This is a genomic window from Bacillus swezeyi, from assembly GCF_001969815.1.
GTDB lineage: Bacteria > Bacillota > Bacilli > Bacillales > Bacillaceae > Bacillus > Bacillus swezeyi.
Window position 1 is genome coordinate 39178 of sequence record NZ_MRBK01000002.1, and the last position, 25418, is coordinate 64595.

The following is a 25418-nucleotide window of genomic DNA, read 5'->3' on the forward strand; positions in this document are numbered from 1 at the left end:
GATCCTCATTTTTAATGATTGGTCCTATGTTTTCCCCTTTTGATCCTTGAAATCACCAGTAGCAAAATCGGTATCAAGCCGCCTAAATAAACGCCGCTGTTTCCAATCAAGTCTCCAAACGCAAACATGTTGTTGATATTGTTCGGACCCATTGCAATGAGATAAATCACCGGAAGCAAAACGAACATTACCTTTTGAATATTTGTTTTAAAGAGCTGGGACAGCCCCAATGCCGCACCATAAAAAGAGATGGCAAACGTGTTGAAAAGCTGCATGATCCAGATGACCAAAAGCAATGATTCGAACCGTTCAAATATGAGCCCCGGCTGTTCAAAGCTTCGCATCAAATCAATTGTCGGCCATGTTCGTGCAACCACCCCGTCTATGGACAGTGCGCCGATGACCATTACGACGGTGATCATATAGAAAAGCAATGGGATGGCCGTTCCGATGACAACCGTTTGAACGGCTTTATGCGGCTGGTTCATAAAAGGCATCAGAATCAGGACGATTTCAATCCCCGAAAAGGAGAGGGCGGTTACTTTTATTCCTTTTAATACAGGCCCAATCCCTTGCCCTAGCACAGGACGCAAATTGTCCATTTCAAAAATTCCTGAACTCATCAAAACGACCAGCAGAAAAAGGATGACTGTAATAGGGAAAACGATTTCAAACAGACGGGCAATCGAGCTTAAGCCGCCGATGATCAAATATAGCCCCACCCACAAAAAAATCATTGCGGTTGCCCAGCGGGGTGTTCCTTCCAGTAAAAAAAAGTGGATAATCTCCAGCATTGAGCGAACCTGAAAACCGGAATGGGCCAACAGATAACAAGCGAAAAACAGGCCGATCAACCCGCCGATCCATTTGCCGATGATATCCTGGGTGTATTCATAAAAGGTTTTTTCAGGATACTGATGGTTCAGCTTCACCATGATGATCGATGCTGCCAGTGCGATCATCCCCCCTAAAACGAGCGTGATCCAGACATCAGGTGTCTTGACTTCATCGACAGACGTTCGCGGCAGCGTCAAAATCCCTGTCCCAAGCAGGAAATTGGTGATGATGACTGCTGTTTGTAAAGTGGTGATGCGCTCATTCGCCCCGATCATCATGAATGTTTTCCTCCTCTCTATGCTATTGGCGTGTCGAATCGTCTGTTTTCATCATTTTCGGCCGCTTTTTCATCATCAGTATCGGCATGCGGACGATGAAATCTTTCCAATCGCCTAAACGATAAGGGACGGCTGGACTGGCATATGGAACACCAAAACTTTTCAGCTTCACCGCGTGGCTGGCAAGCATGAGAAAAAACATAATCACACCGTACAATCCAAATACAGCTGCGCAAAACATCGCCGCAAACCTCAGCATACGCAGTGATATTCCGGCGCTGTATTGCGGAATCGCAAATGAAGAAATGGCGGTGACCGCAACGACGATGACCATGATCGGACTGACGATGCCTGCCTGTACGGCAGCCTCTCCGATGATGATACCGCCGACGATCCCCATCGCCGGACCAATCGGTTTTGGCAGCCGCAGGCCGGCCTCACGCAAAATTTCGATCGCTACTTCCATAATGAGCGCCTCTATCAGGGATGGAAAAGGCACCCCTACCCTCGTCCCGGTGATGGAGATCGCCAGCTCGCTCGGAATCAGGCCGGGATGAAACGAGATAAAAGAAATATATAAAGCGGGTCCCAGCAAAGAAATCACGGCTGCGCCTACCCGCAAAATGCGGATCAGAGAACTTGGAAGCCATCGTTCATAATAATCCTCAGGCGATTGCAGCAGCATGCTGAATGTAACCGGAACGATTAAAACAAAAGGCGTCCCGTCCAGTAAAATGGCCACCCTGCCTTCCATTAAAGCGCTCATCACCCTGTCGGGACGCTCGGTGCTTTGCACCTGCGGAAACGGACTGAGATAATTGTCTTCAATCAGCTGTTCGACATAGCCGGATTCAAGGACATCATCGATATTAATCCTTTTGACTCTTTTCTTGACTTCCTCCACCAGCCCCGGTTCGGCCACATCTTTGATATAGGCCACGACAAGATTTTTGACGACTCTTTTTCCCACTTGAAACTGACTCATGGACAAGCTTTGATTTTTCCCATGCTGCCTCAAAAGCGCGGTATTTGTTCCCAAAGTTTCTGTAAAGCCTACCCGCGCTCCTCTTACCAAAGCTTCTGATACAGGCTCTTCAATGCTTCTCGTGTTTTTCTTGATGGTGCCCAGCAATAAGACTTCCGCTGAACCATCGATCAACAGCATGGTCGAACCCATCAAAACTTCCGGCACCACTTCACCGACATGCTTTACCGCTGACACTTCACTAATTGATAAAATCTGCTTTTTAATCAATTCAGGCGCATTGTTGTTTAATGAAGAGGGATCAATTTTATATTCCTCGGCAAAATCGGCCATCAGCGACCTCATAATATGTTTGTCGATAAGATCTTTATCGGAAAGCGCATCGATAAACATAATTGCCGCACTTATGCCGGTGCGCCCTAAGTTAAATTGGCGAAAATTAACATCTGAGTTATTCTCCATAGCTGTTTTGACCATTTTCAGATCATGATTGAAATCACCGGTAAAGTAACCGGTTGACTCCAAAGACGGCACTTCTTCCTTTGGCGTGTCGCGCTTATTGGACGGCTGCGTCATTCTCCGCGTTTTCGATTTCCACCATCTCATTTACTCACTCACCCTCTGCCGCGCGAATCCAAAGAAAAAATTTTGAAATGGCATAGGGAATAAAAAATACAAAAAAAGCCTGCAACAAGATCGGCCAGTCCGGAAAATAAGAAACAATGGTTTTCCACATGTTTATCACCCTTTTTCATTGCTTTAGTAAGTCCATCTTTTTTATCCTATTATTGCCTTGGATGACATCTATAATTTGTGGTAATTTAAACCACATGCTCCTTTAGCAAATAAAACAAAGCCACCTGTGTTTGACACAGATGGCTTTGTTTTATTTATTCTTTTTCTAAAAGCGCTTGTTTACGCTTCAGCAGATCTGAGAACTCCTGATCGAGTTCATGATATCTCTGCTCTTCAGGAGAAAGCCCGGCCAGCTCTCCGAGCACCGCGGTCATTCGGTTTTCGATCTTCAGCCGCTCCTCTTCACCGCTTTTTGCATGGATCTGTTTCTTCCTGTTCCGGTAGTCTTTCAGTCCGGTTTCGATCCGGGTGATGCGCTGTTGTTCAAAAACAAGAAGCTTATCACACAATTTTTCCGTAAAGTACATGTCATGCGAAACAATGATGATCGTTCCCTGAAATTCCAGCAATGTCTGCTCGAGCTGCTCCCTGCTCGGTAAATCAAGGTGGTTGGTCGGTTCGTCTAAAATCAACAGATCGTAATCTTTTAAAATCATACCGGCCAATTTGATCCGCGTCCGCTCCCCGAGGCTGAACGTCCCGATCTCCTGATGAAAGCGGTCTTCTTTGATGCCCATACTGGCCAAAATTGTCCGCGCATTTGCAATATCGTCCCTGTCAGACAAGTTCAGCGCTTCTGCCACTGTTTGGTCAGCTCTTAAGTCACTGACATCCTGGCTCAAATACGCGGTTTTGACAGACCGGCTTTTCCATAGCGTTCCGTCAGTCACAGGTTCTATCCCTAACATCATTTTGACAAGTGTCGTTTTGCCGCATCCATTGTCTCCGACCAGCGCCATTCTCTCCCCGTATTTGATGTAAAAATGGCTGTCCTTAATCAAAGTTCGTCCGTGAAATGATTTTGTCAGGTCCTGCGCTTCGATGATTCGTTTTCCCCTTCTTTCTCCTGAAGAAAATTGGAACCTGACTGCTCCTTCTTCTTTTGGCTTTTCCGCTTTGTTTTTTTCAAGCTCCTGTTCAAGGCGCTTTCGTTTTGATTTGACTTGATTATCGAGCTTTTTGGCTTTTACCCTGTGGTATTCTTTATAGCCCGTCGTTCCTTCTTTTGTGGAGTCGCGATGGGCTTTTTGCGACCAATGTCTGAGACCTGCAATCTGTGATTCGATTCTTTCTTTGTGCTTCCGCTGGACTTCGTATTGATGCATGCGGGCTTCATTTAACCGTTTTTTCTCCTGGCGATATGCAGTATAGTTTCCTTGATAAGTGTGCAATTCTCCATCTTCAATCTCCAATATTTTGGAAATCGATCGATCCAAAAAGTATCGGTCATGGGAAATGATGAATACGGCCCCTTGATATTTTTCCAGCTCTTCAAGGAGCCAGTTGATCCCTTTTACATCCAAATGATTTGTCGGCTCATCCAGGATGAGGACATCGGGCATCGTTTTCCAGACGTGTGCCAGTGCGAGCTTCAGTTTTTCCCCGCCGCTCATATGGCTTAGCCGTTCGGCATTCCAGCTTTGCACCTTTGACAAGCCCAGCCGGCTCGTCAGCTGATATAATGTCCCGCTCTCATCCCCGGTTAAAATGCTGCTGAAATCGTTGAGGGAATACTCAATCGATTGAAGAAGGTATCCGATTTTAAGCGTCCGTTCTGTTTGCACTGTGCCTTGATCTGCTTCGGTGTGACCGGACAAAATATTTGCAAGGGTTGTTTTCCCCGCGCCGTTATATCCGACTAAACCGATTCGCTCTTGATTTGATATGTCAAATTCGATATTTTTTAAAACCGTTTGCTCACCAAAGCTTTTTTGCAAGCCTCTTATTTTCATTAGAATCGTCATACCGCTCACCTCTGTTTTGTTTTTGGCTGACAACAAAAAACCTCTCACGGAAACCCGGAGAGGATATCATGCCAAAACGTGCATCGTGAAAGCAGTATGAACTGGCCTCTTTTCATTTGCACGGCAAATAAACATAAGAGATGATGCAAGGTATAAAAGGGCAGACTGATCCTATTCTCCAAGTTTCCGTTTTTCATATTCAAAAAACGACGGAAAATAAGATTACTGCTTCATGTCCCCTATACCTGTTCCTTTCACTGTATTTATCAAACAGTATATGAAACGGAGGAGTGCTTTGTCAATATGCAAGCCATTTACTTCAAACCTTCAAGCGGCGATTTTCCGATTGTGCCGACACGCCGAATTTGTACGTCTGTTTTAATGTCGATCGGCATCGTCGTGAATGTCTCGTCCCAATTTTTCCTGACTTTCTTCCAATAGTCGGGGTTTGAACGGTGAAGCACCTCGCCAAAGCCGAAAAAATCGACTTTGTACTCTTCCTGAGCCGTTTTGAGCGCCTTTTCCATCAGACTTTTTACCCGTTTATTCGCCTCCTTTTCCAGCTCGGCGATTGTTTTGGATTTCGTCAAATCGAGCTTGCACTGCACTTCTCCGACATTGGCTTCCACATTGATCTGAACGCTTCCCTTCGGAGAGCCGTTTTTGACGTCGACCGCCAGTTCCGATTTTGTGCGAACGACCTCCATTGCCGCTTTTCCTTTGCCGTCTGGACAAGGCACTTCACCGATCGTGCTTCTGACATTTCCCAACGCATAGTTAACAGCTTTACTATCCCTTTCATTCAGCCAGCCGATCAGTTTATCGCTTTTAAAAACCGCCAACCCGCTGTATTTCAGTTTGACATCTGGATCAATTTCCTGAACATTTTCTTTACTCTCACCTTTTTTTCCATCCCCTAACAGCCGGAGTCCTGTCAAATGGGGCTGTACCCCCTCACTGACGATATCGGAGATGAGTTTGTCCAATGTGACGGTCATCAAAGGAGCCCACGCCTTCTCCGATGTTTCAAGCGACGTAAACAGTTTGTTTGCGGGAATGTCTTCTAGTCCCGTCATCACTTTGAGTACGTTTTCCGCCTTGGCATCTTTGGCGACAACGATGAAAAAATCGGGCCGCAGCTCATGATCCCTTGATAAAAAATCAAGCGTGTCGCCGATTCCTTCTTTAGCCACTTCCTCACCTATGACGAGAACACGCAAATGGGAAAAATAAAGTTTTCTGGCTGACAGGGTTGTCATTCTTCTGATCGCTTCAAAGACCGTGTCTCCCTTTTCCTGATATGTGATAACCGGTGCTTCTAGGCCTTTGCCCTGCTTGGCTGCAACCTGCCCGGGATCGATGACTTGAGTGGTTATAACCTGCTTACCATCCGACTTGTCGAACGCCATTGCGCCCACGATGGCCAACTCATTTAATTCCCGCCGATTCCAGCATCCTGATAACACAATAACGGTAAGGAAGAGAACAGCAAACAAACCGATGTGTTTCCGCAAGTCTTAACCTCCTTTCTTCGCCCTCTCTTCCTGCTCACTTCAATAAAGACATGATTGCATCACTGAGCGGTTTATAAATGACAGCGAGCCAATCGAGGGGGTTTGGAACCTCAACACCAAGCCCCTCCGTAATGTTTAGCGCAACGCCAAATGCGAGCAGCAGCGAAAAGACCCATATCTCTTTTTTCTGTTTTTTCTTCCATAGCGTCGGCAGCTCCAGAAGGATGATCAAACCCGCTATGAGAAGAATTCCTGCGACAACCTGCATATCAGACAGCTCCTTGCTTTTCCCGGATTCTGTTGAACCGGAATTATTTTCTCGAATTCGGCGGCTTTGGCGAAGCGGTGTCTTCGCGCTCGACGTTTTTTTGGCTGATTAAACGCGGACGAGAAAATAATCTCCACCGCGGCATCCGAAGAATCGCATCTTTTTGATCTTCGGCAATGAAGGGGCCGAACGGAGACATATACGGCACTCCAAACGACCGCAGACTGCATAAATGAAGAGTGAGAGCGATCAAGCCGACGATTATTCCGAATAATCCGAACGAAGCTGCCAGTCCCATAAAAATAAACCGAAGCATTCTCACGGAAATCGATAGATTAAACGAGCTGACGATAAAGCTTGAAATCGCCGTTATCGCGACGACGATAACCATGGCAGCGGAAACGATTCCGGCATCAACCGCCGCCGTCCCAATGACAAGCGTCCCCACAATCGAAACCGCCTGTCCGATCGTTTTCGGCATTCGGACACCGGCTTCGCGAAGAATTTCAAAAGTGACCTCCATTAAAAGAGCTTCAACAAAAGCTGGAAAAGGCACGCCCTCGCGCTGTGCTGCCAGATTAAGGAGCAGCGGCGTCGGCAGCATTTCCTGGTGAAACGTCGTGATGGCGATATACAGCGATGGTCCGAGCAGCGCGATAAAAAAGCCGACAAAACGGAGAAAACGGAGCAGAGTTGTGATATCCGCGCGCTGATAATAGTCATCAGCGGTTTGAAAAAACTGAACAAACAGGGACGGAACCAGCAGAGCATTTGGACTTCCATCAACAAAAATAGCGACCCGCCCCTCCAGCAGATTCGCCGCCGTGACATCAGGGCGTTCTGTATGAAAGATGGTGGGGAATGGCGTGTAGGTTTCATCTTGAATCAGCTCTTCGACATAGCCGGTTTCTAGAATGCTGTCAATTTCAATACGATCAAGCCGTTTTCGAACTTCCTCGACCACTTTGTTATTGGCGATTCCTTTTATATAAGCAATCGATACATTCGTTTTTGTAACGGTGCCGAGCTTCTTTGTTTCAAACCAGAGATTTTGGTCGTTGATAATGCGCCGGAGCAGCGCCGTGTTCGTCCGCAGACTTTCCGAGTAAGCCTCTTTTGGACCGCGCACTGTGTTTTCAACTGTCGCTTCGGTTACGCCGCGGTCTTTGCCGCCTTTCATTCCAAGAGCTAATCCCTGAGGATAGCCGTCCAGCAAAAAAATGACGTTCCCACTTAACAGCGAGCTGAAAAGCGTGCTGTAATCGGAAAATTCTTTTAAGTCGGCAACAGTCAAAACAGAGTCTTTTAACCGGCTGAATGAGCTTTCTTCAGCAGACATGTCGCCTTTCTGAATATGAAACATTAAAGATTCAAGTATAAAATTTTGAACCGCTGACTCATCGATTAAGCCGTCCGTATAAATGATCGCCGTCTTCAAATCCCCGTCTTTTCCGATTCGAAACTCCCGGACGATAATATCATCGCTGCCCCCGAGCATTTCTTTGACTTTTTGGACATTCTCTTTAAGGTTTGCTTTCAGCCCATCCTTCTCATCAGAAACTCGATCTTCGGAATGCTTTCCTGATAAGGGTTGATAGTATCGGTTTTTAAAAAATCTCATAACTTCCCCCTGCCATTGTTCATAGAGGTTTCCTGTATTTGGTTTTAATTTGCCTTGATTCAATTTTTTTATACCTTGAGGATGGTGTTTATAATGAATCTCTTTTGTTAATGACTAAGTATGTTTATACAAAAGTTGGTTTTGGGAGGCGGGAAAATGGAGAAAGCCAAAATCAGCCCTCACCAGCTATTTTCTTTGATCGTATTATTCGAGTTTGGAACTGCGCTGATTGTTCCATTGGGAGTAGAAGCGAAACAGGACGCATGGCTGGCAGAATTGCTTGGTTTAACAGGTGGTATCATACTATTGCTCCACTACTATTATCTATACAGGCAGTATCCGAATATGCTATTGACTCGTTATATACAAAATATATTAGGAAGATCCATTGGTTATTTAATAGGTCTTTTATATATTGCATTTTTTATCTATGGAGCATCAAGAGATCTTCGTGACGCCAGCGAACTTTTATTACTTCAATATGATCAAACCCCGATGTTTATCCTGAGCGGGGTCTTAATGGTTATTGTTTGCTATGCTCTTTATCAAGGCATAGAGACGTTGGCAAGAACTGGAGAAATTATTTTTGGACTGGTATTTATCATGATCCTAGTGACTTTTTTCTCCATAATCGGTTCAAATGTTATCCGTCTTGAAAATTTGCTCCCAGTCTTAGAAAATGGGTGGAAGCCTGTTATCACAACCGCTTTTCCTGAACGTGTTTTTTTCCCTTACGGTGAATTAATATGCTTCACTACGATATTACCTTACTTAAATCAACAGAAAATGGGGATGGCATTTGGGCTGGCTGCCACCATTTTTAGCGGTTTGGTTTTAACGGTGACAATAATCATGGAAATCGCGGTATTAGGTGTTCATGGATGGTCAACTTCTACCTTCCCATTTTTGAAATTTGTGGAAAAGATAAATTTTGGCGGATTTATACAAGGGTTACAAGGAGTTGCAATGATCGCACTCATTGTGGGGGATTTTGTTAAGGTGACAGTCTTTTCCTATGCAGCAGTGGCTTGTTCAGCAGATTTATTTCATGTTAAAAATTCCAGTAAATTTATCCTGCCGATCGGGCTGGTGATCCTAGCTCTCTCAGTGATCATTGCTGGCAGCTATGCAGCACATATTGAACAGGGAAAAGCTGCACTATATTCGATCTTTCCCCTGTTTGCATTTATTATCCCATTGCTGTTAGTCACGGTCGCTTTTGTTCGGAAGCGTGTCGGCGGCGGCAATCAGCACTAGCTCTTCTGGGGCTATGGTCCAAATCCGGTTACACTGCCAATACTTCGCGATTTTGAGGTGAAAGGCATTACCGATGTTAAAATCAATTACAGTCAATTTCTGACTTTAGTGATTTTATTTACGGTTGGAACAAGTATTTTAGAGATACCGGCGGGATTGGCCCGCGGAGGCAAAACAGGATGTCTGAATTGCAGCGATAATGGGGATTGGAATCGGGGTATGCGTCATATGGCTGTTTATCGCCTTATCCCGTCCGTTTCCCTGGCTTACCTTTGTGCGAAATCAATGAAAAACTGTTTGGTAAATGGATAGGCAAGACGGTTTCTCTTCTATTTGTGACCATGCCGCTCATTGATACAGCCGATCTCTTGTATTCAGCGGGGAATGTTGTCAAGACGGAAATGATGCCGGAAACACCGATCACACCACTTAAGATTTTAATGGCGGTCATTTTGCTGCTGGGCGTGCGGGTCAGATTTGAGACGATCAGCCGCGCCGTTGAAATCTTCGTCGTCTTGTTCATCGCGCTGTTTATCATTTTTATGGTTTTGATCACACCGGAAATCGACTTTAACAACATTCAGCCCATTTTTGAAACAGATCTGAAAACCATACTGTGGGCTTCCATGGACATGGTGCCCTACGTCTTCTATCCATTCCGTCGTGTTATTAATGATTTACCCAGTTTTTCTCAATGAGCCTGAAAAAGCTCGAAATCTTTTTATCATCGGGAGTGTCATTGGCGGGGTGATCGTTTTAATCACGACCTTTCTCAGTATTTTGCGGACGCTACAGCCAGACTGCTGTATCCGAGTGATGCGTTAGCCGAGAAGATTCAGATCGGCAACTTTTTGACGAGAATCGAAGTGATCATGACCAGCATGTGGATGATGACTATCTATACGAAGAGGGAGCTTTATTTTTACGCTTCTGCAAATTTTAAATTTGAAAAGCGTCCGTCCTCATACCTTGCCATTAGGTATGATCGCCCTCACCTTTCGACATTCATTTTTCCAGATGCGGGCTATGAAAAAATCGGACGGCCATCGCCTATACCGTCTCGATGAGGCTGTTTACCACTTATCATGCTGGGAGCGGCCGCCTTTTATCCTGTTACTTTATTTCGAAGCCAAAATTCTAAAAATTAATGCAAAAATATGATAATTGTCCGATATTAATGTCGTAAACTAGAAAAAGGAGTTTTGGCCATGAAAAAAATATTGGACTGGATCAAGCGTCCGTCTCTTTCAAAAAAATTAACGATCTCATTTTTATTGATTTTAACTGTGCCCATACTCATCCTTTCAATTGCTTCTGTCTATCAGGCCAGCAGTTCGCTGGAAGATGAGATCATGAGAAGCGCAAGAAACAGTGTCGACCAATTAAATGAAATGATTGATCAAAACGTCGAAAAAAAGGCGGATGCAATTACATATTTTAGCGAAGTGATTCACGAAAAGACGTACAAGGAAAAAGGCCGGACTTCATTAAGAGAAAAATTTGAACAATACGCAAAACAAAACAAAGATGTAGAAGCGATCTTCACGGGGTCAAAAGACAGCGTATATGTCCAGCACCCTTATACCAAAATGCCCGATGACTACGATCCGGTTGAAAGAGGCTGGTATCAAGAGGCCTCTGAGAAAAAAGGCGAAGTGATTGTCACAGAACCGTATGAATCTGCCGCGACAGGCAATACGGTCATCACAATCGCCAGACAAAATGATGACGGATCAGGAGTTGCCGCACTCAGCTTGAACATTGACGAGCTGATTAAAGCAACCAACGATGTCAAAATCGGAAAAAGCGGGTTCGCGTTCATTTCAAGCGCTGATAAAAAATATATTGCACACCCGACGATTAAAGCCGGTACTGAAGGAGAAGGCGACTGGGTCGAGCAAGTCTACAGCAAAGAAAAAGGCGAGTACAAGTATACGTTTCAAGGGAAAGACAGGCAAATAACTTTTGCGACAAACAAACTGACCGGCTGGAAAATCGCCGGAACGATGTTTGCAGATGAAATCACAAATGCAGCAAAGCCGGCCTTTCATATGGCTCTTATCGTATTTGCAGGAGCGGTTGCGCTTGGCGGAATTCTTATTTACTTTATTATTCGTACGATCAGCAAACCGTTGACTCAGCTTGTTTCATCTGCTAGGAGCATCAGCAGCGGAGATCTGACACAGCAAATCGAAGTGCAGTCAAACGATGAGTTTGGACAGCTCGGTAAAAGCTTTAACGATATGTCCGAATCGCTCCGCACTCTGATCGGCATGATTCAAGAATCGGTTGATAATGTCGCCGCTTCTTCCGAACAGCTGACTGCAAGCGCAGATCAGACGAGCAAAGCGACAGAACACATCACTTCAGCGATCGAGCAATTTTCAAGCGGTGCTGAAAGCCAGAGTGAGAAAGTCGAAACAAGCTCTCATCAGCTCAGTCAAATGAATGACAGGCTGAGTGAAATGACTGAGGTATCAAAATCGATCACAACATCATCAATCAAATCGACAGAAGTCGCTGAGACAGGCGGCGAGCTTGTTCAAAAAACCGTCGGCCAAATGAATTCGATCGATCAATCGGTCAAACAAGCTGAAGGTGTTGTCAAAGGACTTGAAGCCAAATCAAAAGACATTACTTCGATCCTCCGCGTCATTAACGGAATTGCCGACCAAACAAATTTGCTGGCACTGAATGCCGCAATCGAGGCCGCGCGCGCCGGAGAGTCGGGCAGAGGTTTTTCCGTCGTCGCTGAAGAAGTCCGGAAACTGGCCGCCCAATCAGCGGACTCAGCAAAAGAAATCGAAACGTTGATTCAGGAAATCGTCAAAGAAATCGAGCACTCACTCAACATGTTTAAATCGGTCAATCATGAAGTGCAGTCCGGTTTGAAAATTACCGAGAAAACAGATGAGAGCTTTAACCAGATCAGCGACATGACAAATGAGATTGCCGGGAAACTGCAAACGCTGAACACAGCCGTCGAGCAGCTGTCAAAAGGCTCGCATGAAGTCTCTGGAGCTGTTGAAGACATTGCCGAAGTTTCAAGAGAAAGCACTGCGGGTATACAGGATATTGCCGCATCGGCAGAAGAACAGCTGGCATCAATGGAAGAAATCAGCTCATCTTCTGCCACACTTGAACAAATGGCTGAAGATCTGCGCGAGTTGACGAAAAAATTTAAGGTCAATTAAAAAAGAGAGGCTCCTGTTGAATAGGAGCCTCTCTCAGATTTTGTCATCACTTTTAGACGTGATTGACGGCGGCGTTCAGGCAGGCCTGACAAAGAACGCGAGGATTTGTCGATACGCTGCCCTTTTATGTATTACCCAATCTTCGTTCCATTTGGCGCTTCTTCATCAGGCCTTAATAAAATCACATCGCCTTTTTCCGGAACACCGCCAAGAACGAGAACCTCTGATTTAAATCCGGCAATACGCCGCGGCGGAAAATTGACCACTGCTGTTACCTGCCGGCCTTCAAGCTTTTCAGGCGTATAGCGCTTTGTGATTTGTGCGCTCGACCGCTTGACACCGATTTCATCTCCGAAATCGATCTCCAGCTTCATCGCCGGGACCCTCGCTTCCGCAAAGATTTCCGCTTTCAAAATCGTTCCAATCCGAATATCGAGCTTTAAAAAGTCTTCAATTACTGCCATGTTTTTCTCCTCCTTCATCATGACCTATTCTCCCTGTTTCCCTAGTATACATGGACAAGAATAGAATACCATGTCTCCCCCCTTCGTTTAAACAGACATCTCTTTTTTGCACGCGAGTCAGAAGGACTCTGGCATCAATCTATCAGCCGCTTTTCAATAATGAACCGGCCCCTTTTGCCAGCTGTTCAGGACAACCAACTTTACGGGATCTCCCTTTCCTTCATAGATTATCAGAAAGTATAACTTAAAAGAGGTGGATCTCGATGTTCGGTTCCTACATGGTTCAAATGGTTCGGGCCAACGCCCATAAATTAGACCGTCCCCTGAGAGAAAGCGTATTGAAGCTCTATAAACCTTTCAAATGGACGCCATGTTTTCTGCACGGCCTTTTTGAAAAATTCCTTATGAAAAACAAAAAAATATCTATCATTATTGAGTTCGAAAAAGACTGTCATCATAAAGGCTATCAGCTTGTAAAAGAGATGGCCGCGAATCAAAGACGGAACAAAATAAAGCATCATTTCGCCAAGATCAACTGCTGCAGCGCCGAAGTTACCCCTTCTGTATTGCAATCGCTTCTATCACAGTGCAGCGACATCCGAAAAATTTATTTAAATCGGACTGTTAAAGCGCTTCTCGATGTTGCGGTCGAATCAAGCAATGCTAAGAAAGTCGTCAGAAACAATCAGACATTGACAGGAAAAGGTGTTACGGTAGCTGTCGTGGATACCGGAATATATCCGCATTCAGACCTCGAAGGAAGGATCAAAGCTTTTGCCGACTTTGTCAACCAAAAAGCTGAACCATATGATGACAATGGGCATGGCACCCATTGCGCCGGCGATGTTGCAGGAAACGGAGCCGCTTCTTCCGGAGAATACCGCGGACCCGCTCCTGAAGCCGAACTGATTGGTGTCAAAGTGTTGGACAAAATGGGGTCCGGCTCGCTCGAAACTGTGATTCAAGGGATAGACTGGTGTATACAGTTTAATGAAGAACATCCGGAAGATCCGATCGATATTATCTCAATGTCGCTTGGTTCAGATGCTCTTTCCTATGAAAATGAAGAAGAAGACCCTGTCGTCAAAGCCGTTAATACAGCTTGGGACGCGGGAATTGTCGTCTGCGCTGCCGCTGGAAATTCAGGACCTGATGCCCAAACGATCGCCAGTCCGGGTGTTAGCCGCAAAATTATTACAGTCGGAGCTTTGGATGACCGCGATACCGTCAGCCGGGATGACGATAATGTCGCATCATATTCAAGCAGAGGACCGACCATTTATGGCCAGGTCAAACCAGACATTTTAGCACCGGGAACCAATATTATTTCACTGCGCTCACCCGGATCTTTTCTTGATAAACTGCAAAAAGCCAACCGGGTCGGCACAGATTATATGACATTGTCTGGAACATCAATGGCTACGCCGATTTGTGCAGGTATTGCCGCACTCCTTCTCCAGCAAGCCCCTGACACTGCACCCGATGAAGTCAAAAGGCTTTTAATGGACGGAGCCGATTGGTGGAAAGATAGAGACCCAAATATTTACGGTGCAGGTTACATTAATGCTGAAATTTCCATTCCCCTAGACTGACCGGCATCCTAAAATCTGAACAACGCTTTCGCCCGTTTTCATTCTATGTTAAACGGGCGAATATACATCAATATTCAAGCGGCTTTTTTTCTTGTCAGCATCAGCGGAATCATCAAATACATGGCATAGGCGCATACCATCCAAATCGCAAATGAAATCACTTGCCCCTCGGAAAATGCAGGGAAAATCAGCGGATGGTTCCATACAGAAAAAGTGTCAAGGAACAAACCGACCGCCGATCCCCAAATCCCGAGTTTTAAGGCCGCAAACGGTGATTTATCAAGTTGTTGATAAAACAGCAATACTGTATACAAAACAACAAACGTTCCTGTTTCCAAAAGCAAAAAATGAATCCAAAAAGTATGTTGTCCAGGTTCGGCAAGAACTGAATCGCCAAACAGCACAAAAAACATGGTTGCCCCCAGCCAGACAAGGAAAGAAAAAAGAAGAGTCAAACCTAATTTTTGCGTAAACATTGCCAATCCCCCTTACTGATCCGCCTTTTCATGCTGCTTTAAAGCGTCTTCCGTCAGCTTCTGCAGCACAAGCTCCAGTTCTTGATAGATTTCATCAGAAGAAAACTCAGATGAAATAAAAGACTGCAGGGCAAGGCCGTCGATCAGTGCATTGAGAAGTATGCTCCACGTTTTAAGTGAGACCCCTTCAACAGGAGATCGCTTCCATAACCCAGAAAGCTGATCTGCTAAAAACGTATTTTCATCGTCCAAAAGCTCCCCCAATTGTTTGTTTATCCTCTCATTTCGAAAACCAAAGACGACCAATTCTAAAAATAGCTGATGATAATATGCACCTTCCTGAGTTCTTGCCTTTGCAGAAGCTAATCCATCCTTCATTTTTTCAGCCGCAGGCTTTTGATTTGCCCTTAAACTCTCCCAAGACGTGCAGCAAACATCCCGAACCACTTCAAAAACAAGCTGCTCTTTTGTGCGAAAATGATAGTAAACAGTTCCCTGTGTCACATTTGCATCTTCTGCAACCGCCTTTAACGTCAGATTTTCCAACCCGCGCTCTGCAATGCGTCGTTTAGCCGCTTCAATCAGCATCTCTTTTGATGTCACATTTGGCCTTGCCATTCATTCACCTTCTCAGTTATTCAGATAACTAACTTATTTGATTAAATTTTAATATGGAAATCATTGCGTGTCAATCCTCAAATTTCATACTATTAGTTTACATAATATCATTATGATAAATCATTGACTCAACATCTCTTTTTTCCGCTTTTTATTTATTCACGTCTTGTTTTTTTCCTGCCATGACCGTCAATCCTTGAAGAAATTTCAAAATGGCGCTCTGTTCCGGCTCTGAAAAAGAATCGAGAAACTGGTCAAACGTTTCCGCTTTTTTCTGATGGAGCTTTTCATGTAGCTCGAATACTTGCTTCCCGCTTGGCGTCAGCCGGAAGTAGACTTCTTTTTTGTTGTCTGTCAGTTGAAAACGTTTGATCAACCCCTCCTTTAAGAGCCTTGAACTGATTTTTGTAATATTTGCTTTAGATAAATTCATTTTCTTTGCAATTCCGGTATTATTGATCGGTTCACTATGACCGATGCAGCTGATGACATGAATGGTTGTCATATTCCCGGGCAGCCGCTTGACGTCAGCCTCATCCGCCTGCTTCAGAAGCGCTTTGAGATCTGTATCCGCTTTTTGTTCATTAAGGTGCAGCAGTTTGACATACATATCATAGATCAGCTGTTTTGCCAGTTCAGACATTGTCCATCGACATTCCTTTCTTTTTCTTTTCCAGTTAACAAAATATTTTAATTCCATTTATCAGGGCTTGTCAACCTTATGGTAAACTAATCATGAAAAAGAAAATTGTTTTTGTTTATGATTAAACATCATAAAGAGGGAGAGATACTGATGAACGTTTATGAACAAGATTTGCAGAAGGGCATTCGCTTCACCGGCAGTGTATATACAGATGCTTTAGAATTTTTTTATCACCACCATCAAGATAGAACGGCAGAACATTCAATAAGGGTCAAAAAAGCGGCTGAAACATTGGCCAAATCGTTTCATGTTCCTATGCGAAAAGCCGCAATAGCCGGGATTTTGCATGACATCAGCGCCGTCATTCCAAATGAGAAAAGGATCGCTGCTGCTGAAGCGCTCGGCATTGATATCCTGCCCGAAGAACGGGTATTTCCGATGATCATCCATCAAAAGCTGTCAAAAGTGCTGGCCCGGGATTTGTTTCATACACAAGATCAAGATATTTTAAATGCCATAGAATGTCATACAACACTTAAAGCTAATCCCTCTCCCCTCGACCTTGTGGTGTTTGCAGCAGATAAAATAGAATGGGATCAGTCCGGGAGGCCGCCTTACATCAAAGAACTTCAGGAAGCGCTGGAGATTTCCTTGGAGTATGGTGCTTTTCAATATATTCAATATTTGTGGAATGAAAGAGACAAACTGAAGGTTGTCCATCCTTGGCTGAGAGATGCCTACCACAATCTAAAAGAAAAAATCGGTTAGGGCAGCGGCACATGCTCCCGACGCACAATAGGAAAGAAAAGGATCGCTTACATGCTAATCTGTCAAATGACTTGGTGCAGGCGGCCGGGCAAGTGCGCCCTTAACCGCCATAGTACCTTACGCGGAGCTGGGCGGGCGCTAGTTCACGCCTTTGGATGGATCCCAGCTTTTCTGCTGCTTTCTCATATGGACGATTTGTCCCAAGTGATAGGCATTATGGAGAATCAGGCAGGATAAAATGTCCGCCCATGTAGCGTTTGGATCGTGTTCTGCCGGCTGTGTCAGCACCGATTCTTCACATGCTGCAATCGTATGGATCCAATCGGAATAGATGCGGTCCAGCTCCTGGCTGCTTTCTTTCCAGCCAAGACCGCTCTTGTTGACAAACGTGTCATCGATCGTATAATCAAATGCCGGGACGGGAATCCCTTTAAACCGTTTTAAATACCGCTCATTATAGAAAATTAAATGATTGACAATTTCTAAAATCGAATTTTCCGCACCTTCTCCTTTTTGCTTTGCCTGGCTTTCGGTAAGATCTGCGGCAGCCGTTTGAAAACAAACAAACCAAGTCGTTTCGTTATAGCACGCTTTAAACTGTTCAAGTAAGACATTTTTCAGCATAAATACCCTCCAGTTCGATTCGATTTGTGTCCTCTTTTTCATTTGCTAACTTCGCTCTTCATGATGCGGAATCCTTTTTTTCAATATCATATTGAATATCGAGGAACCGTATACCAAATAACCACATGCGATGAAACGCAAAGAGCCTGTCCTGCCCCGCTGCTTTAATTTTAAAACGTTCTGCAAGAGGCAGTTTAAATGTTCCAGCCCTTGTGGAAAGGAAAATGCCTTCATCACCTCGAGCAGACTGCGGCTCCCTGCTGGTCAAGATGAGACAGCCGTCCTCTGCCTTTGGTTTTAAAATCCCTGTCATATGAGAAAAAGGGAGCGGCAGGGCAATGTTCATGTATGTGGTCTTCTCATGGGTATGAACGGAATACAGCGCCACAAAAATGGTCTCCCCTTCCTCATTTGTTCTAACCCAGGCGCGCACATTCTCCCTTCCGTCTTTGTCTGAATCGACGCCGATAATCGAGCCGTTCATAGCCTGCCAGCCCGATTTCATCCCCAGATGGATTTGGCCTATCCTGGCTGAGAACATTTGGTAGATAAAAGCAAACGGCTTAAACCATGGCCGCCAGGCGATCTCCGCTTTTAAAACATAATTGGCCGTATTTTCGTAGAAATCGATCATCATAGGAGGAAGCATTTCAGGCCTGAACTCGCTTGTCCGGAAAATACCCATGTCATCGGCAAGCCCTTGATAAGATGCCCTGCTTTTCAGGCGCTGTCTGTTTAAAAAATCAGCTCCGATTCTCCATGTTCCAAAAATGCGGCTCAGCCGTTTGCCATTATGCTTTTCCCTTGCCGGTTCAGGACGTTCAAGGTGCCAGCCGATAAGCGCCGGGATGATGACGGCAATGGCGTTTACAAGCCCGTGGATCCAAATCATCTCCTGAATCGTAAAAGTCGGACGGCCGCGAAACACGCCGTATGAATAAATAAGGGAACATGCAATCGTGAGCATGAGCATCAAAGATGAAAAGATCACAAACCGGCGCGCGATTTTGTTTTTGAAGGATGTACGCCACAACAGGAAGCCGCCGCAATAAATGGCAGCCAAATACAGCGAAACGGCTATTAAATCGATAATTTTAGAAAACGATATTCCGATTGCGATCAAAAGCGGAGACATCATGATGATCCATGTGATCGTCTTATACAGGCGGTTTTTCCTTTTCAGCTTCCTTCCGAGCATTCCATTAAAAATTGGAAGGAAGACCGCTGAATAATGAAAGTGCACCGCTGTCAGCAGGACAATAAGCAGACCAAAATTCATCACTTCAAGATTCAGTGTATAGGCAAAAAGCCAAAAACCTCCGAAAGGAAGATAAAGCAGGCCGCAATCGATTGACACCTCCTCAAGGCGGCGGCCTCCCCTTTCCCAGATGCGGAGCGCGCCGAACAAAGCGATCATTCCCGTATAGCAAAGCCAAATCAACGAAAAAAACGGTGAATGAAATATCAGAGAAAACAAAGCTGAACATGCGGCAATAGGAAACATGCGGATGATCAGCTGTGAGAGACCATTTTCATGCCGAATGAGCCGGATTGCAATCGGTATGAAAAACAAGGCCGATAATAAAAGAAGCGCTTCTGCAGGCGGTATATCCGGCGCCTTGGCGAGGATGAAAACCGCATAACAAAGAGCGCTGACAAGCCAATGAAATCTAGTCATTGTCCTCACCTGCTTCTTGAAATGTGCCTTTGTATAAAAAAAGCGTTCCGGCTATTTGATTTTTCACATGGACATCGATCGTAAAACAGCCTTTTTCCTCATCATACGATTCATTCACAACAGAAAAACCGTAAAAACACTTTGGCAACGGAATCTTTTTTCCAAATAAAGGAAACCATTGTTTGACAGAGATAATCGATAATGAACCGTTTGCTTCCGCTTTAAAATAGAGGCTTGAAATCAGGATCGGTGGATGTCCGAAAAAATCGATGATTTCTCCTCTTTTTTCATCATAGATCATGACGGCATCAAAATGCCTTCGTTTATCAGGAAAAAAGAAAGTCCTGTTCCATTCGGCTACGGGTGTATTTTTTTTCGTCAGCCAGATTTTATTTTCAATGGTAAACGGAATATCTCTTCCTCTTTCGGGGAAAAAACAGCGGAATATCGTCCCGGCTCTACATAACAGCCTTGTCACAAATGAGCCGCCTGAAATTTCCGACATTACCCCTTTTCCTCTAAATGCGTTTTCCGGAGTGATCCGATACCGCTGCTTGAGTTTCGGATGGAGAAGGTGAAAATCTTCTATCACATTTTCATAAATCGACATCAGCCTTTACGCCTCTTTCTGATCGTATTTCTTGCACTTGGAATATCGTCAGCGCTCAAATAGCCGATCAAGGACAAAACGATAAGTGCAGCATTGAGTGTGACAGGGTTAAAGGGGTGTGCAAACGCTGCGGTATCGGCCATTCCCGCACAGACGGAAAGCAGCACAAGCAGCCCGATGTGCGGAAGAAACCACTTCTTTTTATGAAAAGGATACAGCCATAAAACACCGATCATCACCTCGGCCAAGCCGATCAGCTTCAGCGCGGCTTCCGGATGAAAACGGCCGGCTAAAAGAGAGGCAAGCATGCTGATTTCCAGAGGATGCGAGACTGCAATTTTCGGGACAAGCCCTTGATACACCCAAACGAAAAAAAGCAACAGGCATACGAGCCAGTAAATCGCCGTTTTTTGAAAAAGGAGCTTTGGATGAAGCCCTTTTTCAAGCCAAAGTCTGAGTGCATCAAAACTCCAAGCCGTCGCCCAGCCGAGCAGCGGCCTGAATGCAACATCAGCGAGGCGTCCCAGCCGGCCGTGATTTGTCTCATAATCGTATTGCGTAATAAAGGCAACCCCATCTTCTTTCTCACTGTATTTCCAATAGCCTCTCCCTTCGCGAATGAGGGAAAGCGCATTTTTTGTACCGAATTTCAGTGATGAGACTCTTTCTCCCGTTTCTTTCGAGATGTTTCCGACAGACGCTCCTGTGCCGGAAATTTTTAAGCCAAAGCCGATTTTCGTTTCGTATAAAAATCTTTGCGGGTCTTCGGCTTCGCTGTTTAAATAGGTAATGTCTGTAAACCGCAAATCCCATTGTTTATGGAGCTTAGGATCTTGAGTAAAACGCCATAAACGCTCAATGTCAGCATGGATGAAAATTTCTACGTAAATCGGAGTTTTTTTCATAGCGCCCGCCTTTTTGTGAATATTTTCACATTGCAAGAATAACATGGAACTCTTTTGCTGTGAACCACTTTTTAACATAGGACGCTCATTTTTTCGGCAGCAAAAAAATCCTTGGCTGAAAGAGCCAAGGCAAGAAGTGGCTGGTTAAGCCTAATACCTATGACTCAAAAATTGCTGGAGCCATAATGATATGATACTAAAATTTCAGAAAAATGTAAACAATTGTGAGAAATTATCTTTCTTTCCATTTCGGCTGATAGATAGCAAGTCCCATTCAAAAAACGCACGCCTTCATTTCGAGATGTTCATCTATTTAATAAAGCATTGCTTTGCCTGAGTACTGCCCATCCATGCAGGATGCTGACAGCGTGAATGGATGAACCTTCTCTGAAACCTGAGAGCACAAGGCTGACCTTTTTCCCGCCCGCTTCCTCAGGTTCGTTTGTGTTGATCAGACTCTGGAATAAAGGTCGCTCATAAAACCCGGGGCTGTTTTTATGCTGCTGACAGCTTGAACCGCTGAGGCCATTATCTCTTGAAGGCTTGTGAGCCTAAAAACTGCAAGTTTTTTGTAAATCTTCGTTTTTTAAGACATTTAGATTCCGCGCTTCACAGCTACATATATGGCGACTTGAGCATTGTCCCGATCAGCTGTTTTTTCATCATACACCTCAAAATCTCCGGTATATGTACGAAGCGCTTTCTGATCCCACTCCCAAATTTCCCGCCATGTTTCAATAACTACTTCTTCTATCCGGCCCCGCCGCGAGATGAAGACGGCATATTCAGAGGCCGGAAGCGTCATGACATTGAAAACGTCCTGTTCTTGTTCAATAAAAGTTCCGATTGAAAATGTATATGTGCCATGTTCATCTGTTTCATAATCGGAATAGAGCGCGATGATATCACGAGGGATTTGAAATGCGGGCAGCGGCTTTTCTTTCTGGAACAATTCCCACATTGAAGGAATTTTGCCCTTTTCAGAAGCTTCCTCTTCATTGCTCGTTACAGTCGATATCCCTGTAAATAACTTTGCATTCAATTTTTCAAAATGGGAGAAGCTCATCCTGCATGCTCCCCTGTTGCTATCCATCGTTTTAAATGCGGGAGCGTGCTTTCAAGCAGCGCTCTCGCTTCCGCTTCTGTTTTGCCCTCCTCTTTTAGATAAGGCACACATATCTCAATCATCTCTTCAAGGGTGGCATCAGGCTGCTTAAACTCTCCATTTTCATAGCAGTACATGCAGTAGTCGCGGTTTTTGCTTCCATCCTTTTCTGTTCCAAGCAGGTCGCTAGTCATCAGCATCCCGCAGCTTTGACAATATAATGTTTCCATTGATCATTCCTCCTTTATCAAAAGCATACAAAAAGAAACCTGACAGCACTGTGTCAAGTTTCATATAAATCAACAATTTGCTTCGCCAATGTTTTTACTTTTTGACGGACATGAGGGGGATCAACGATTTCGATATGGGTTCCGAATTGAAGCAAAAACCCATAGAGCCACTGATCATCGGGATAGGATATAGAGGCGGTGCATCTGCCGTTTTCATATGTAAGGGCTTCAGAACCAAACAATTCTCTCGCCAAAAGCTCTCCTGACGGATGGATAAGAAGGGTGATCTTTGTCATGTTTTCCGGCTTATGCCATGCTGTCTCCCAAGGAAGAGCGGCCAAATTGACCTCCCTCCTTTGAAACTGTCCGGGCAGAATGTTGATGTCTTTCATTCGAACCAGCTTAAAAAAACGAAACGCTTGTCTTTGAAGGCAATAAGCATACAGATACCAATGCCGCGCCTTTAAAACGAGTGTGTGAGGTTCTGTGAGACGTTCTCCTGTTTGTCCGTCCCTTTTTACATATGTGAAAGATACGATATTCAAGCTGTCCGCTGCTTGATGCAAAAGTCTGATCTTTTCCTTTATTCCCGTGCTTTCCCCCCAGGATGAGATATCGATAAACCACTTTTGCGTTTTTTCGCGGAACGCAGGCATTTCTTCCTCTGAGACGAGAAGGCGGATCTTTTCCAGCGCGCTTCCCTGCTGAAATGCCTCATAGGTCGCTGAAACGCTTTCCAGCGCCGTGGTGATCGCCGCCAGCTCATCTGCTGAAAGAAGCTTGTTTTCCAGGCGAAACTGCTCCATGATGCTGATTCCCCCGCCTGCTCCCTGTGAGGTGACAATCGGGATGCCGGCCTGATTGATCGCTTCAATGTCCCGGTAGATCGTTCTGACCGAAACTTCGAAGATATCAGCAAGCTCTTTAGCCTGTACGCGCCGTTTTCTGACTAATAAAATAACGATCGCCAGCAGCCGGTCAATTTTCATAAATAAACCCTCTCTATCCATGCGTTTTTATTCTTTACTTTAGCACAACTGGTGATGCTTAAAATAACAAAAAAGAGGATCTCCGTCCTATTTCTCTTCAAAACTAAACTTTAAGGTTACGATTGAAACAGTTTGGACATATACTCCTTTAGAAAGGAGGTTTTAAAAAAATTACACTTTACTTTGCCCAGCTCTTCGCCATTGTTTTGATCGTCTACTTAAGATTAAAACGGTCCGTCGGTTTTCAGCCATTAAAGCCTGTGCGCATGATGTTCAGAATCGTTATTTTTTCCGGTATTTTCCTGTTCCTCCTGACGATGAGCGCCCTTCATCCTTTATCATACCTTTACGATTTGATTGGCATCATACTCGGACTCATGCTGACAGCGTATGCGCTTAAAAATGTATCCATTGAAAATCGCGATGGCGTAATTTATTTTCGGACACATTTATGGGTTGAACTGCTTGTACTTTGCTTGTTTTTATACAGGTTTCTCTCCCGAATCATCGAAATCAATGTGCAGCAAGGTGATTTAATAAACGGCGGTTCAGCAGCATACGGGGCGTTTTTTGCACAAGATCCGGCGACAATGATCGGTTTTTTTGTACTGGCTGTTTATTATGTCGGTTTCTCTTTTTTTGTTTTAAAAAAGGGGAAAATAGAGGATAACCGCTCAGTATAAAAGGCAAACTCTTGTGCCGAGTTTGCCTTTTATATGATCAGTCATGCTGTGTGTGATGGATCATTTGCTGAAGGACATCCAAGACATGCTGATCCTCAGGGGAATAAAAAATCGAAGTCCCCGCTCTTCTTGATTTCACAAGGCGCAAATTCTTCAAAAATCTGAGCTGATGAGAAACGGTCGACTGAAGAAGGCTCAGCCTTTCTGCGATTTCATTTACCGAATGCTCGCCTTGAGACAGCAAATGAAGGATTTTAATTCTCGTTGGGTCTGAGAGCGCTTTAAACGTCTGTGAGACAAGAAATAGGGTTTCTTCATCCAGCTCAGCCCGCTCTTGTTCTTCTGTTGTTTCTTGTTTGTGCTCGTCCATGTACTCACCTTTTCCGCGCGACATTTACCTTCATATCATATACTAAAACATACCGGATTGAAAAGTTATCCGCTATGCTTCAATGTTTCGGTTATGTAGAGAACAGCGTCCCATCAACGGCTTTTATATATCGTTCGGCAGACTGCTGAACACGTTCTCCGGCGCTTTTTTTCACTGCCCGGTGAAAAGCATTGTACAGCCTGTTAAACGGGATGTCCTTCACTTGATCAGCCATTTGCTTCACTTTGCGGGCCGGCAGCGGTATCAGGTTGGGGTAGCTGTACATAAAGCTGACCCACTCCTGATCTTGCACGACTTGGATGATATCCCCCGTGAGCAGGATTCCGTTCCCGCCATCTCCGTTTTTCCAATGACACACGGCTCCGCCTTTAAAATGACCGCCCAGCCGATGCAAAGTAAGCCTCTCAGATAGTTCAAGAGATTCACCGGACCAAAACACGATTCGCTCACTCGGCCTTTGCACCCATTCCTTATCATCCTCATGAATATAGATCGGCGCATCAAAGGCTTCAGCCCATTCTGCCTGAGTTGAATAGTAATGAGGATGTGACAGAGCAACCGCTTGAATGCCGCCCAGTTTTTTAATATCTTCAATTGTTTTTTGATCTAAATATGTTATACAGTCCCATAGCAAATGAAAGCCGGATTCCTGAATCAAATAGGCTGTTTGGCCGATGCCAAGCCTCGGTTTTGTCGTGAGGCTGTACAAATGCTCCTCTTCAAAACAGATTTCATTTTGAAATGCGCGGCTTTGCTTCAACTCTTCAAGTGTTGTCCATGCTTGACCGTCAGGGTTGACATATTGCCTTTCTTCATTGCAGATGATGCATTCCGCAGGCGGTGCAGCGCTTAGATCATATTGTACACCGCAAGTTGTACAAATATAGTTTTTCAAATTTCTCCTCCCCTTTCTATCTTAGATTACCATATTCCAATCAAGCTATTTTGAATTTTTAGTCATTTCGGTTGATATTCTTTCCAATTCGCGAATCTAGCTGCACCGCCCTATGGAGTAAGCTTTGGCATTTCAAGCTAAAACAGAAGCTGCTGGAAACGGCGAATAAAATGATGTGCGGTCCATCAGGTGC

24 protein-coding genes and 1 pseudogene are annotated in these 25418 nt (G+C 44.7%); 6 read left to right on the plus strand and 19 right to left on the minus strand.

Annotated elements, in window-relative coordinates:
* Window positions 1-11 precede the first annotated feature (11 nt).
* The 6 genes from BTA30_RS01580 to BTA30_RS01605 all read right to left on the minus strand — a co-directional run bounded on the left by BTA30_RS01580 (window position 12) and on the right by BTA30_RS01605 (window position 8103).
* Window positions 12-1115, minus strand: a complete 1104-nt coding sequence (locus BTA30_RS01580; RefSeq protein ID WP_076758420.1) for a spore germination protein — start codon at window positions 1113-1115, stop codon at window positions 12-14.
* Between the two features lie 22 nt (window positions 1116-1137).
* Complete coding sequence (locus BTA30_RS01585; RefSeq protein ID WP_076758423.1) at window positions 1138-2706, minus strand: spore germination protein; 1569 nt, start codon at window positions 2704-2706, stop codon at window positions 1138-1140.
* Window positions 2707-2990: 284 nt separating this feature from the next.
* Window positions 2991-4700 (minus strand): ribosomal protection-like ABC-F family protein, encoded by a 1710-nt coding sequence (gene abc-f, locus BTA30_RS01590; protein ID WP_076758511.1) that lies wholly within the window; start codon window positions 4698-4700, stop codon window positions 2991-2993.
* 314 nt (window positions 4701-5014) lie between these two features.
* On the minus strand, window positions 5015-6214 hold the full coding sequence (locus BTA30_RS01595; RefSeq protein WP_076758425.1) for a Ger(x)C family spore germination protein: 1200 nt from the start codon (window positions 6212-6214) through the stop codon (window positions 5015-5017).
* 34 nt (window positions 6215-6248) lie between these two features.
* The gene (locus BTA30_RS01600) at window positions 6249-6482 is read right to left on the minus strand and encodes a hypothetical protein (RefSeq protein ID WP_076758427.1); all 234 of its coding nucleotides are present in this window, start codon (window positions 6480-6482) and stop codon (window positions 6249-6251) included.
* A gap of 43 nt (window positions 6483-6525) precedes the next feature.
* Window positions 6526-8103, minus strand: a complete 1578-nt coding sequence (locus BTA30_RS01605; RefSeq protein ID WP_076758430.1) for a spore germination protein — start codon at window positions 8101-8103, stop codon at window positions 6526-6528.
* A 156-nt stretch (window positions 8104-8259) separates the two neighbouring features.
* Here BTA30_RS01605 and BTA30_RS01610 point away from each other — a divergent pair, with 156 nt between their 5' ends.
* The 3 genes and pseudogenes from BTA30_RS01610 to BTA30_RS01625 all read left to right on the plus strand — a co-directional run bounded on the left by BTA30_RS01610 (window position 8260) and on the right by BTA30_RS01625 (window position 12554).
* Entirely contained in the window at window positions 8260-9360 is a 1101-nt protein-coding gene (locus tag BTA30_RS01610; protein ID WP_076758432.1) for a GerAB/ArcD/ProY family transporter, read from the plus strand.
* Window positions 9361-9632: 272 nt separating this feature from the next.
* Window positions 9633-10427, plus strand: a pseudogene (locus BTA30_RS23610) (GerAB/ArcD/ProY family transporter).
* A gap of 141 nt (window positions 10428-10568) precedes the next feature.
* Window positions 10569-12554, plus strand: coding sequence for a methyl-accepting chemotaxis protein (locus tag BTA30_RS01625; RefSeq protein ID WP_076758439.1), 1986 nt, complete (start codon window positions 10569-10571; stop codon window positions 12552-12554).
* A gap of 131 nt (window positions 12555-12685) precedes the next feature.
* Here BTA30_RS01625 and csaA read toward each other — a convergent pair whose 3' ends face one another.
* Complete coding sequence (gene csaA, locus BTA30_RS01630; RefSeq protein ID WP_076758441.1) at window positions 12686-13018, minus strand: chaperone CsaA; 333 nt, start codon at window positions 13016-13018, stop codon at window positions 12686-12688.
* 263 nt (window positions 13019-13281) lie between these two features.
* Between csaA and aprX the strand changes: the two genes are divergently transcribed.
* A complete protein-coding gene (gene aprX, locus BTA30_RS01635; RefSeq protein ID WP_076758444.1) occupies window positions 13282-14610 on the plus strand; it encodes a serine protease AprX in 1329 nt (442 codons plus the stop codon).
* Between the two features lie 74 nt (window positions 14611-14684).
* Here the strand turns inward: aprX and BTA30_RS01640 are convergent, their stop codons facing one another.
* The 3 genes from BTA30_RS01640 to BTA30_RS01650 all read right to left on the minus strand — a co-directional run bounded on the left by BTA30_RS01640 (window position 14685) and on the right by BTA30_RS01650 (window position 16347).
* Window positions 14685-15086 (minus strand): DUF5367 family protein, encoded by a 402-nt coding sequence (locus BTA30_RS01640; RefSeq protein ID WP_076758446.1) that lies wholly within the window; start codon window positions 15084-15086, stop codon window positions 14685-14687.
* 12 nt (window positions 15087-15098) lie between these two features.
* On the minus strand, window positions 15099-15704 hold the full coding sequence (locus tag BTA30_RS01645; RefSeq protein WP_076758448.1) for a TetR/AcrR family transcriptional regulator: 606 nt from the start codon (window positions 15702-15704) through the stop codon (window positions 15099-15101).
* Window positions 15705-15855: 151 nt separating this feature from the next.
* Window positions 15856-16347, minus strand: coding sequence for a MarR family transcriptional regulator (locus BTA30_RS01650; RefSeq protein WP_076758513.1), 492 nt, complete (start codon window positions 16345-16347; stop codon window positions 15856-15858).
* A gap of 150 nt (window positions 16348-16497) precedes the next feature.
* Between BTA30_RS01650 and yqeK the strand changes: the two genes are divergently transcribed.
* Complete coding sequence (gene yqeK / locus BTA30_RS01655) at window positions 16498-17115, plus strand: bis(5'-nucleosyl)-tetraphosphatase (symmetrical) YqeK (protein WP_076758450.1); 618 nt, start codon at window positions 16498-16500, stop codon at window positions 17113-17115.
* 138 nt (window positions 17116-17253) lie between these two features.
* On the opposite strand, the gene BTA30_RS01660 is transcribed toward yqeK, so the two are convergent.
* The 7 genes from BTA30_RS01660 to BTA30_RS01690 all read right to left on the minus strand — a co-directional run bounded on the left by BTA30_RS01660 (window position 17254) and on the right by BTA30_RS01690 (window position 23256).
* The gene (locus tag BTA30_RS01660; protein WP_076758452.1) at window positions 17254-17739 is read right to left on the minus strand and encodes a DinB family protein; all 486 of its coding nucleotides are present in this window, start codon (window positions 17737-17739) and stop codon (window positions 17254-17256) included.
* Window positions 17740-17797: 58 nt separating this feature from the next.
* Complete coding sequence (locus BTA30_RS01665) at window positions 17798-19417, minus strand: YndJ family protein (protein WP_076758455.1); 1620 nt, start codon at window positions 19415-19417, stop codon at window positions 17798-17800.
* Window positions 19410-20030: a DUF4166 domain-containing protein gene (locus BTA30_RS01670; RefSeq protein WP_076758457.1), complete on the minus strand. Its 621-nt coding sequence runs from the start codon at window positions 20028-20030 to the stop codon at window positions 19410-19412. Before BTA30_RS01670 ends, BTA30_RS01665 begins: the two co-directional genes overlap by 8 nt.
* Entirely contained in the window at window positions 20027-20932 is a 906-nt protein-coding gene (locus BTA30_RS01675; protein WP_076758459.1) for a DoxX-like family protein, read from the minus strand. The genes BTA30_RS01670 and BTA30_RS01675 overlap by 4 nt, the downstream gene beginning before the upstream one ends.
* A 595-nt stretch (window positions 20933-21527) precedes the next feature.
* Window positions 21528-21998, minus strand: a complete 471-nt coding sequence (locus tag BTA30_RS01680; RefSeq protein ID WP_076758461.1) for a GyrI-like domain-containing protein — start codon at window positions 21996-21998, stop codon at window positions 21528-21530.
* Window positions 21995-22267: a zinc ribbon domain-containing protein gene (locus BTA30_RS01685; RefSeq protein ID WP_076758463.1), complete on the minus strand. Its 273-nt coding sequence runs from the start codon at window positions 22265-22267 to the stop codon at window positions 21995-21997. Before BTA30_RS01685 ends, BTA30_RS01680 begins: the two co-directional genes overlap by 4 nt.
* Before the next feature lie 53 nt (window positions 22268-22320).
* The gene (locus BTA30_RS01690) at window positions 22321-23256 is read right to left on the minus strand and encodes a helix-turn-helix transcriptional regulator (RefSeq protein ID WP_076758465.1); all 936 of its coding nucleotides are present in this window, start codon (window positions 23254-23256) and stop codon (window positions 22321-22323) included.
* A 170-nt stretch (window positions 23257-23426) separates the two neighbouring features.
* Between BTA30_RS01690 and BTA30_RS01695 the strand changes: the two genes are divergently transcribed.
* Window positions 23427-23939 carry a CcdC protein domain-containing protein gene (locus BTA30_RS01695; RefSeq protein ID WP_076758466.1) on the plus strand — a complete coding sequence of 171 codons (513 nt, stop codon included), beginning with the start codon at window positions 23427-23429 and terminating at the stop codon, window positions 23937-23939.
* 37 nt (window positions 23940-23976) lie between these two features.
* Here the strand turns inward: BTA30_RS01695 and czrA are convergent, their stop codons facing one another.
* Both czrA and BTA30_RS01705 read right to left on the minus strand, forming a co-directional pair.
* Entirely contained in the window at window positions 23977-24309 is a 333-nt protein-coding gene (gene czrA / locus BTA30_RS01700) for a Zn(II)-responsive metalloregulatory transcriptional repressor CzrA (protein WP_076758467.1), read from the minus strand.
* Window positions 24310-24400: 91 nt separating this feature from the next.
* A complete protein-coding gene (locus BTA30_RS01705; protein ID WP_076758468.1) occupies window positions 24401-25225 on the minus strand; it encodes an MBL fold metallo-hydrolase in 825 nt (274 codons plus the stop codon).
* Window positions 25226-25418: the final 193 nt, after the last annotated feature.

Excerpts from the sequence above, each read along its gene's own strand:
- BTA30_RS01675 (WP_076758459.1), bottom strand. The coding sequence starts at position 20,932 with ATGAAAAAAACTCCGATTTACGTAGAAATTTTCATCCATGCTGACATT.
- BTA30_RS01665 (WP_076758455.1), bottom strand. The coding sequence starts at position 19,417 with ATGACTAGATTTCATTGGCTTGTCAGCGCTCTTTGTTATGCGGTTTTC.
- BTA30_RS01585 (WP_076758423.1), bottom strand. The coding sequence starts at position 2,706 with ATGAGATGGTGGAAATCGAAAACGCGGAGAATGACGCAGCCGTCCAAT.
- BTA30_RS01680 (WP_076758461.1), bottom strand. The coding sequence starts at position 21,998 with ATGAGCTTCTCCCATTTTGAAAAATTGAATGCAAAGTTATTTACAGGG.
- BTA30_RS01610 (WP_076758432.1), top strand. The coding sequence starts at position 8,260 with ATGGAGAAAGCCAAAATCAGCCCTCACCAGCTATTTTCTTTGATCGTA.
- BTA30_RS01600 (WP_076758427.1), bottom strand. The coding sequence starts at position 6,482 with ATGCAGGTTGTCGCAGGAATTCTTCTCATAGCGGGTTTGATCATCCTT.
- BTA30_RS01660 (WP_076758452.1), bottom strand. The coding sequence starts at position 17,739 with ATGCTGAAAAATGTCTTACTTGAACAGTTTAAAGCGTGCTATAACGAA.
- csaA (WP_076758441.1), bottom strand. The coding sequence starts at position 13,018 with ATGGCAGTAATTGAAGACTTTTTAAAGCTCGATATTCGGATTGGAACG.
- BTA30_RS01640 (WP_076758446.1), bottom strand. The coding sequence starts at position 15,086 with ATGTTTACGCAAAAATTAGGTTTGACTCTTCTTTTTTCTTTCCTTGTC.
- BTA30_RS01645 (WP_076758448.1), bottom strand. The coding sequence starts at position 15,704 with ATGGCAAGGCCAAATGTGACATCAAAAGAGATGCTGATTGAAGCGGCT.
- BTA30_RS01605 (WP_076758430.1), bottom strand. The coding sequence starts at position 8,103 with ATGAGATTTTTTAAAAACCGATACTATCAACCCTTATCAGGAAAGCAT.
- abc-f (WP_076758511.1), bottom strand. The coding sequence starts at position 4,700 with ATGACGATTCTAATGAAAATAAGAGGCTTGCAAAAAAGCTTTGGTGAG.
- BTA30_RS01625 (WP_076758439.1), top strand. The coding sequence starts at position 10,569 with ATGAAAAAAATATTGGACTGGATCAAGCGTCCGTCTCTTTCAAAAAAA.
- czrA (WP_076758467.1), bottom strand. The coding sequence starts at position 24,309 with ATGGACGAGCACAAACAAGAAACAACAGAAGAACAAGAGCGGGCTGAG.
- aprX (WP_076758444.1), top strand. The coding sequence starts at position 13,282 with ATGTTCGGTTCCTACATGGTTCAAATGGTTCGGGCCAACGCCCATAAA.
- BTA30_RS01580 (WP_076758420.1), bottom strand. The coding sequence starts at position 1,115 with ATGATGATCGGGGCGAATGAGCGCATCACCACTTTACAAACAGCAGTC.
- BTA30_RS01685 (WP_076758463.1), bottom strand. The coding sequence starts at position 22,267 with ATGGAAACATTATATTGTCAAAGCTGCGGGATGCTGATGACTAGCGAC.
- BTA30_RS01650 (WP_076758513.1), bottom strand. The coding sequence starts at position 16,347 with ATGTCTGAACTGGCAAAACAGCTGATCTATGATATGTATGTCAAACTG.
- BTA30_RS01690 (WP_076758465.1), bottom strand. The coding sequence starts at position 23,256 with ATGAAAATTGACCGGCTGCTGGCGATCGTTATTTTATTAGTCAGAAAA.
- yqeK (WP_076758450.1), top strand. The coding sequence starts at position 16,498 with ATGAACGTTTATGAACAAGATTTGCAGAAGGGCATTCGCTTCACCGGC.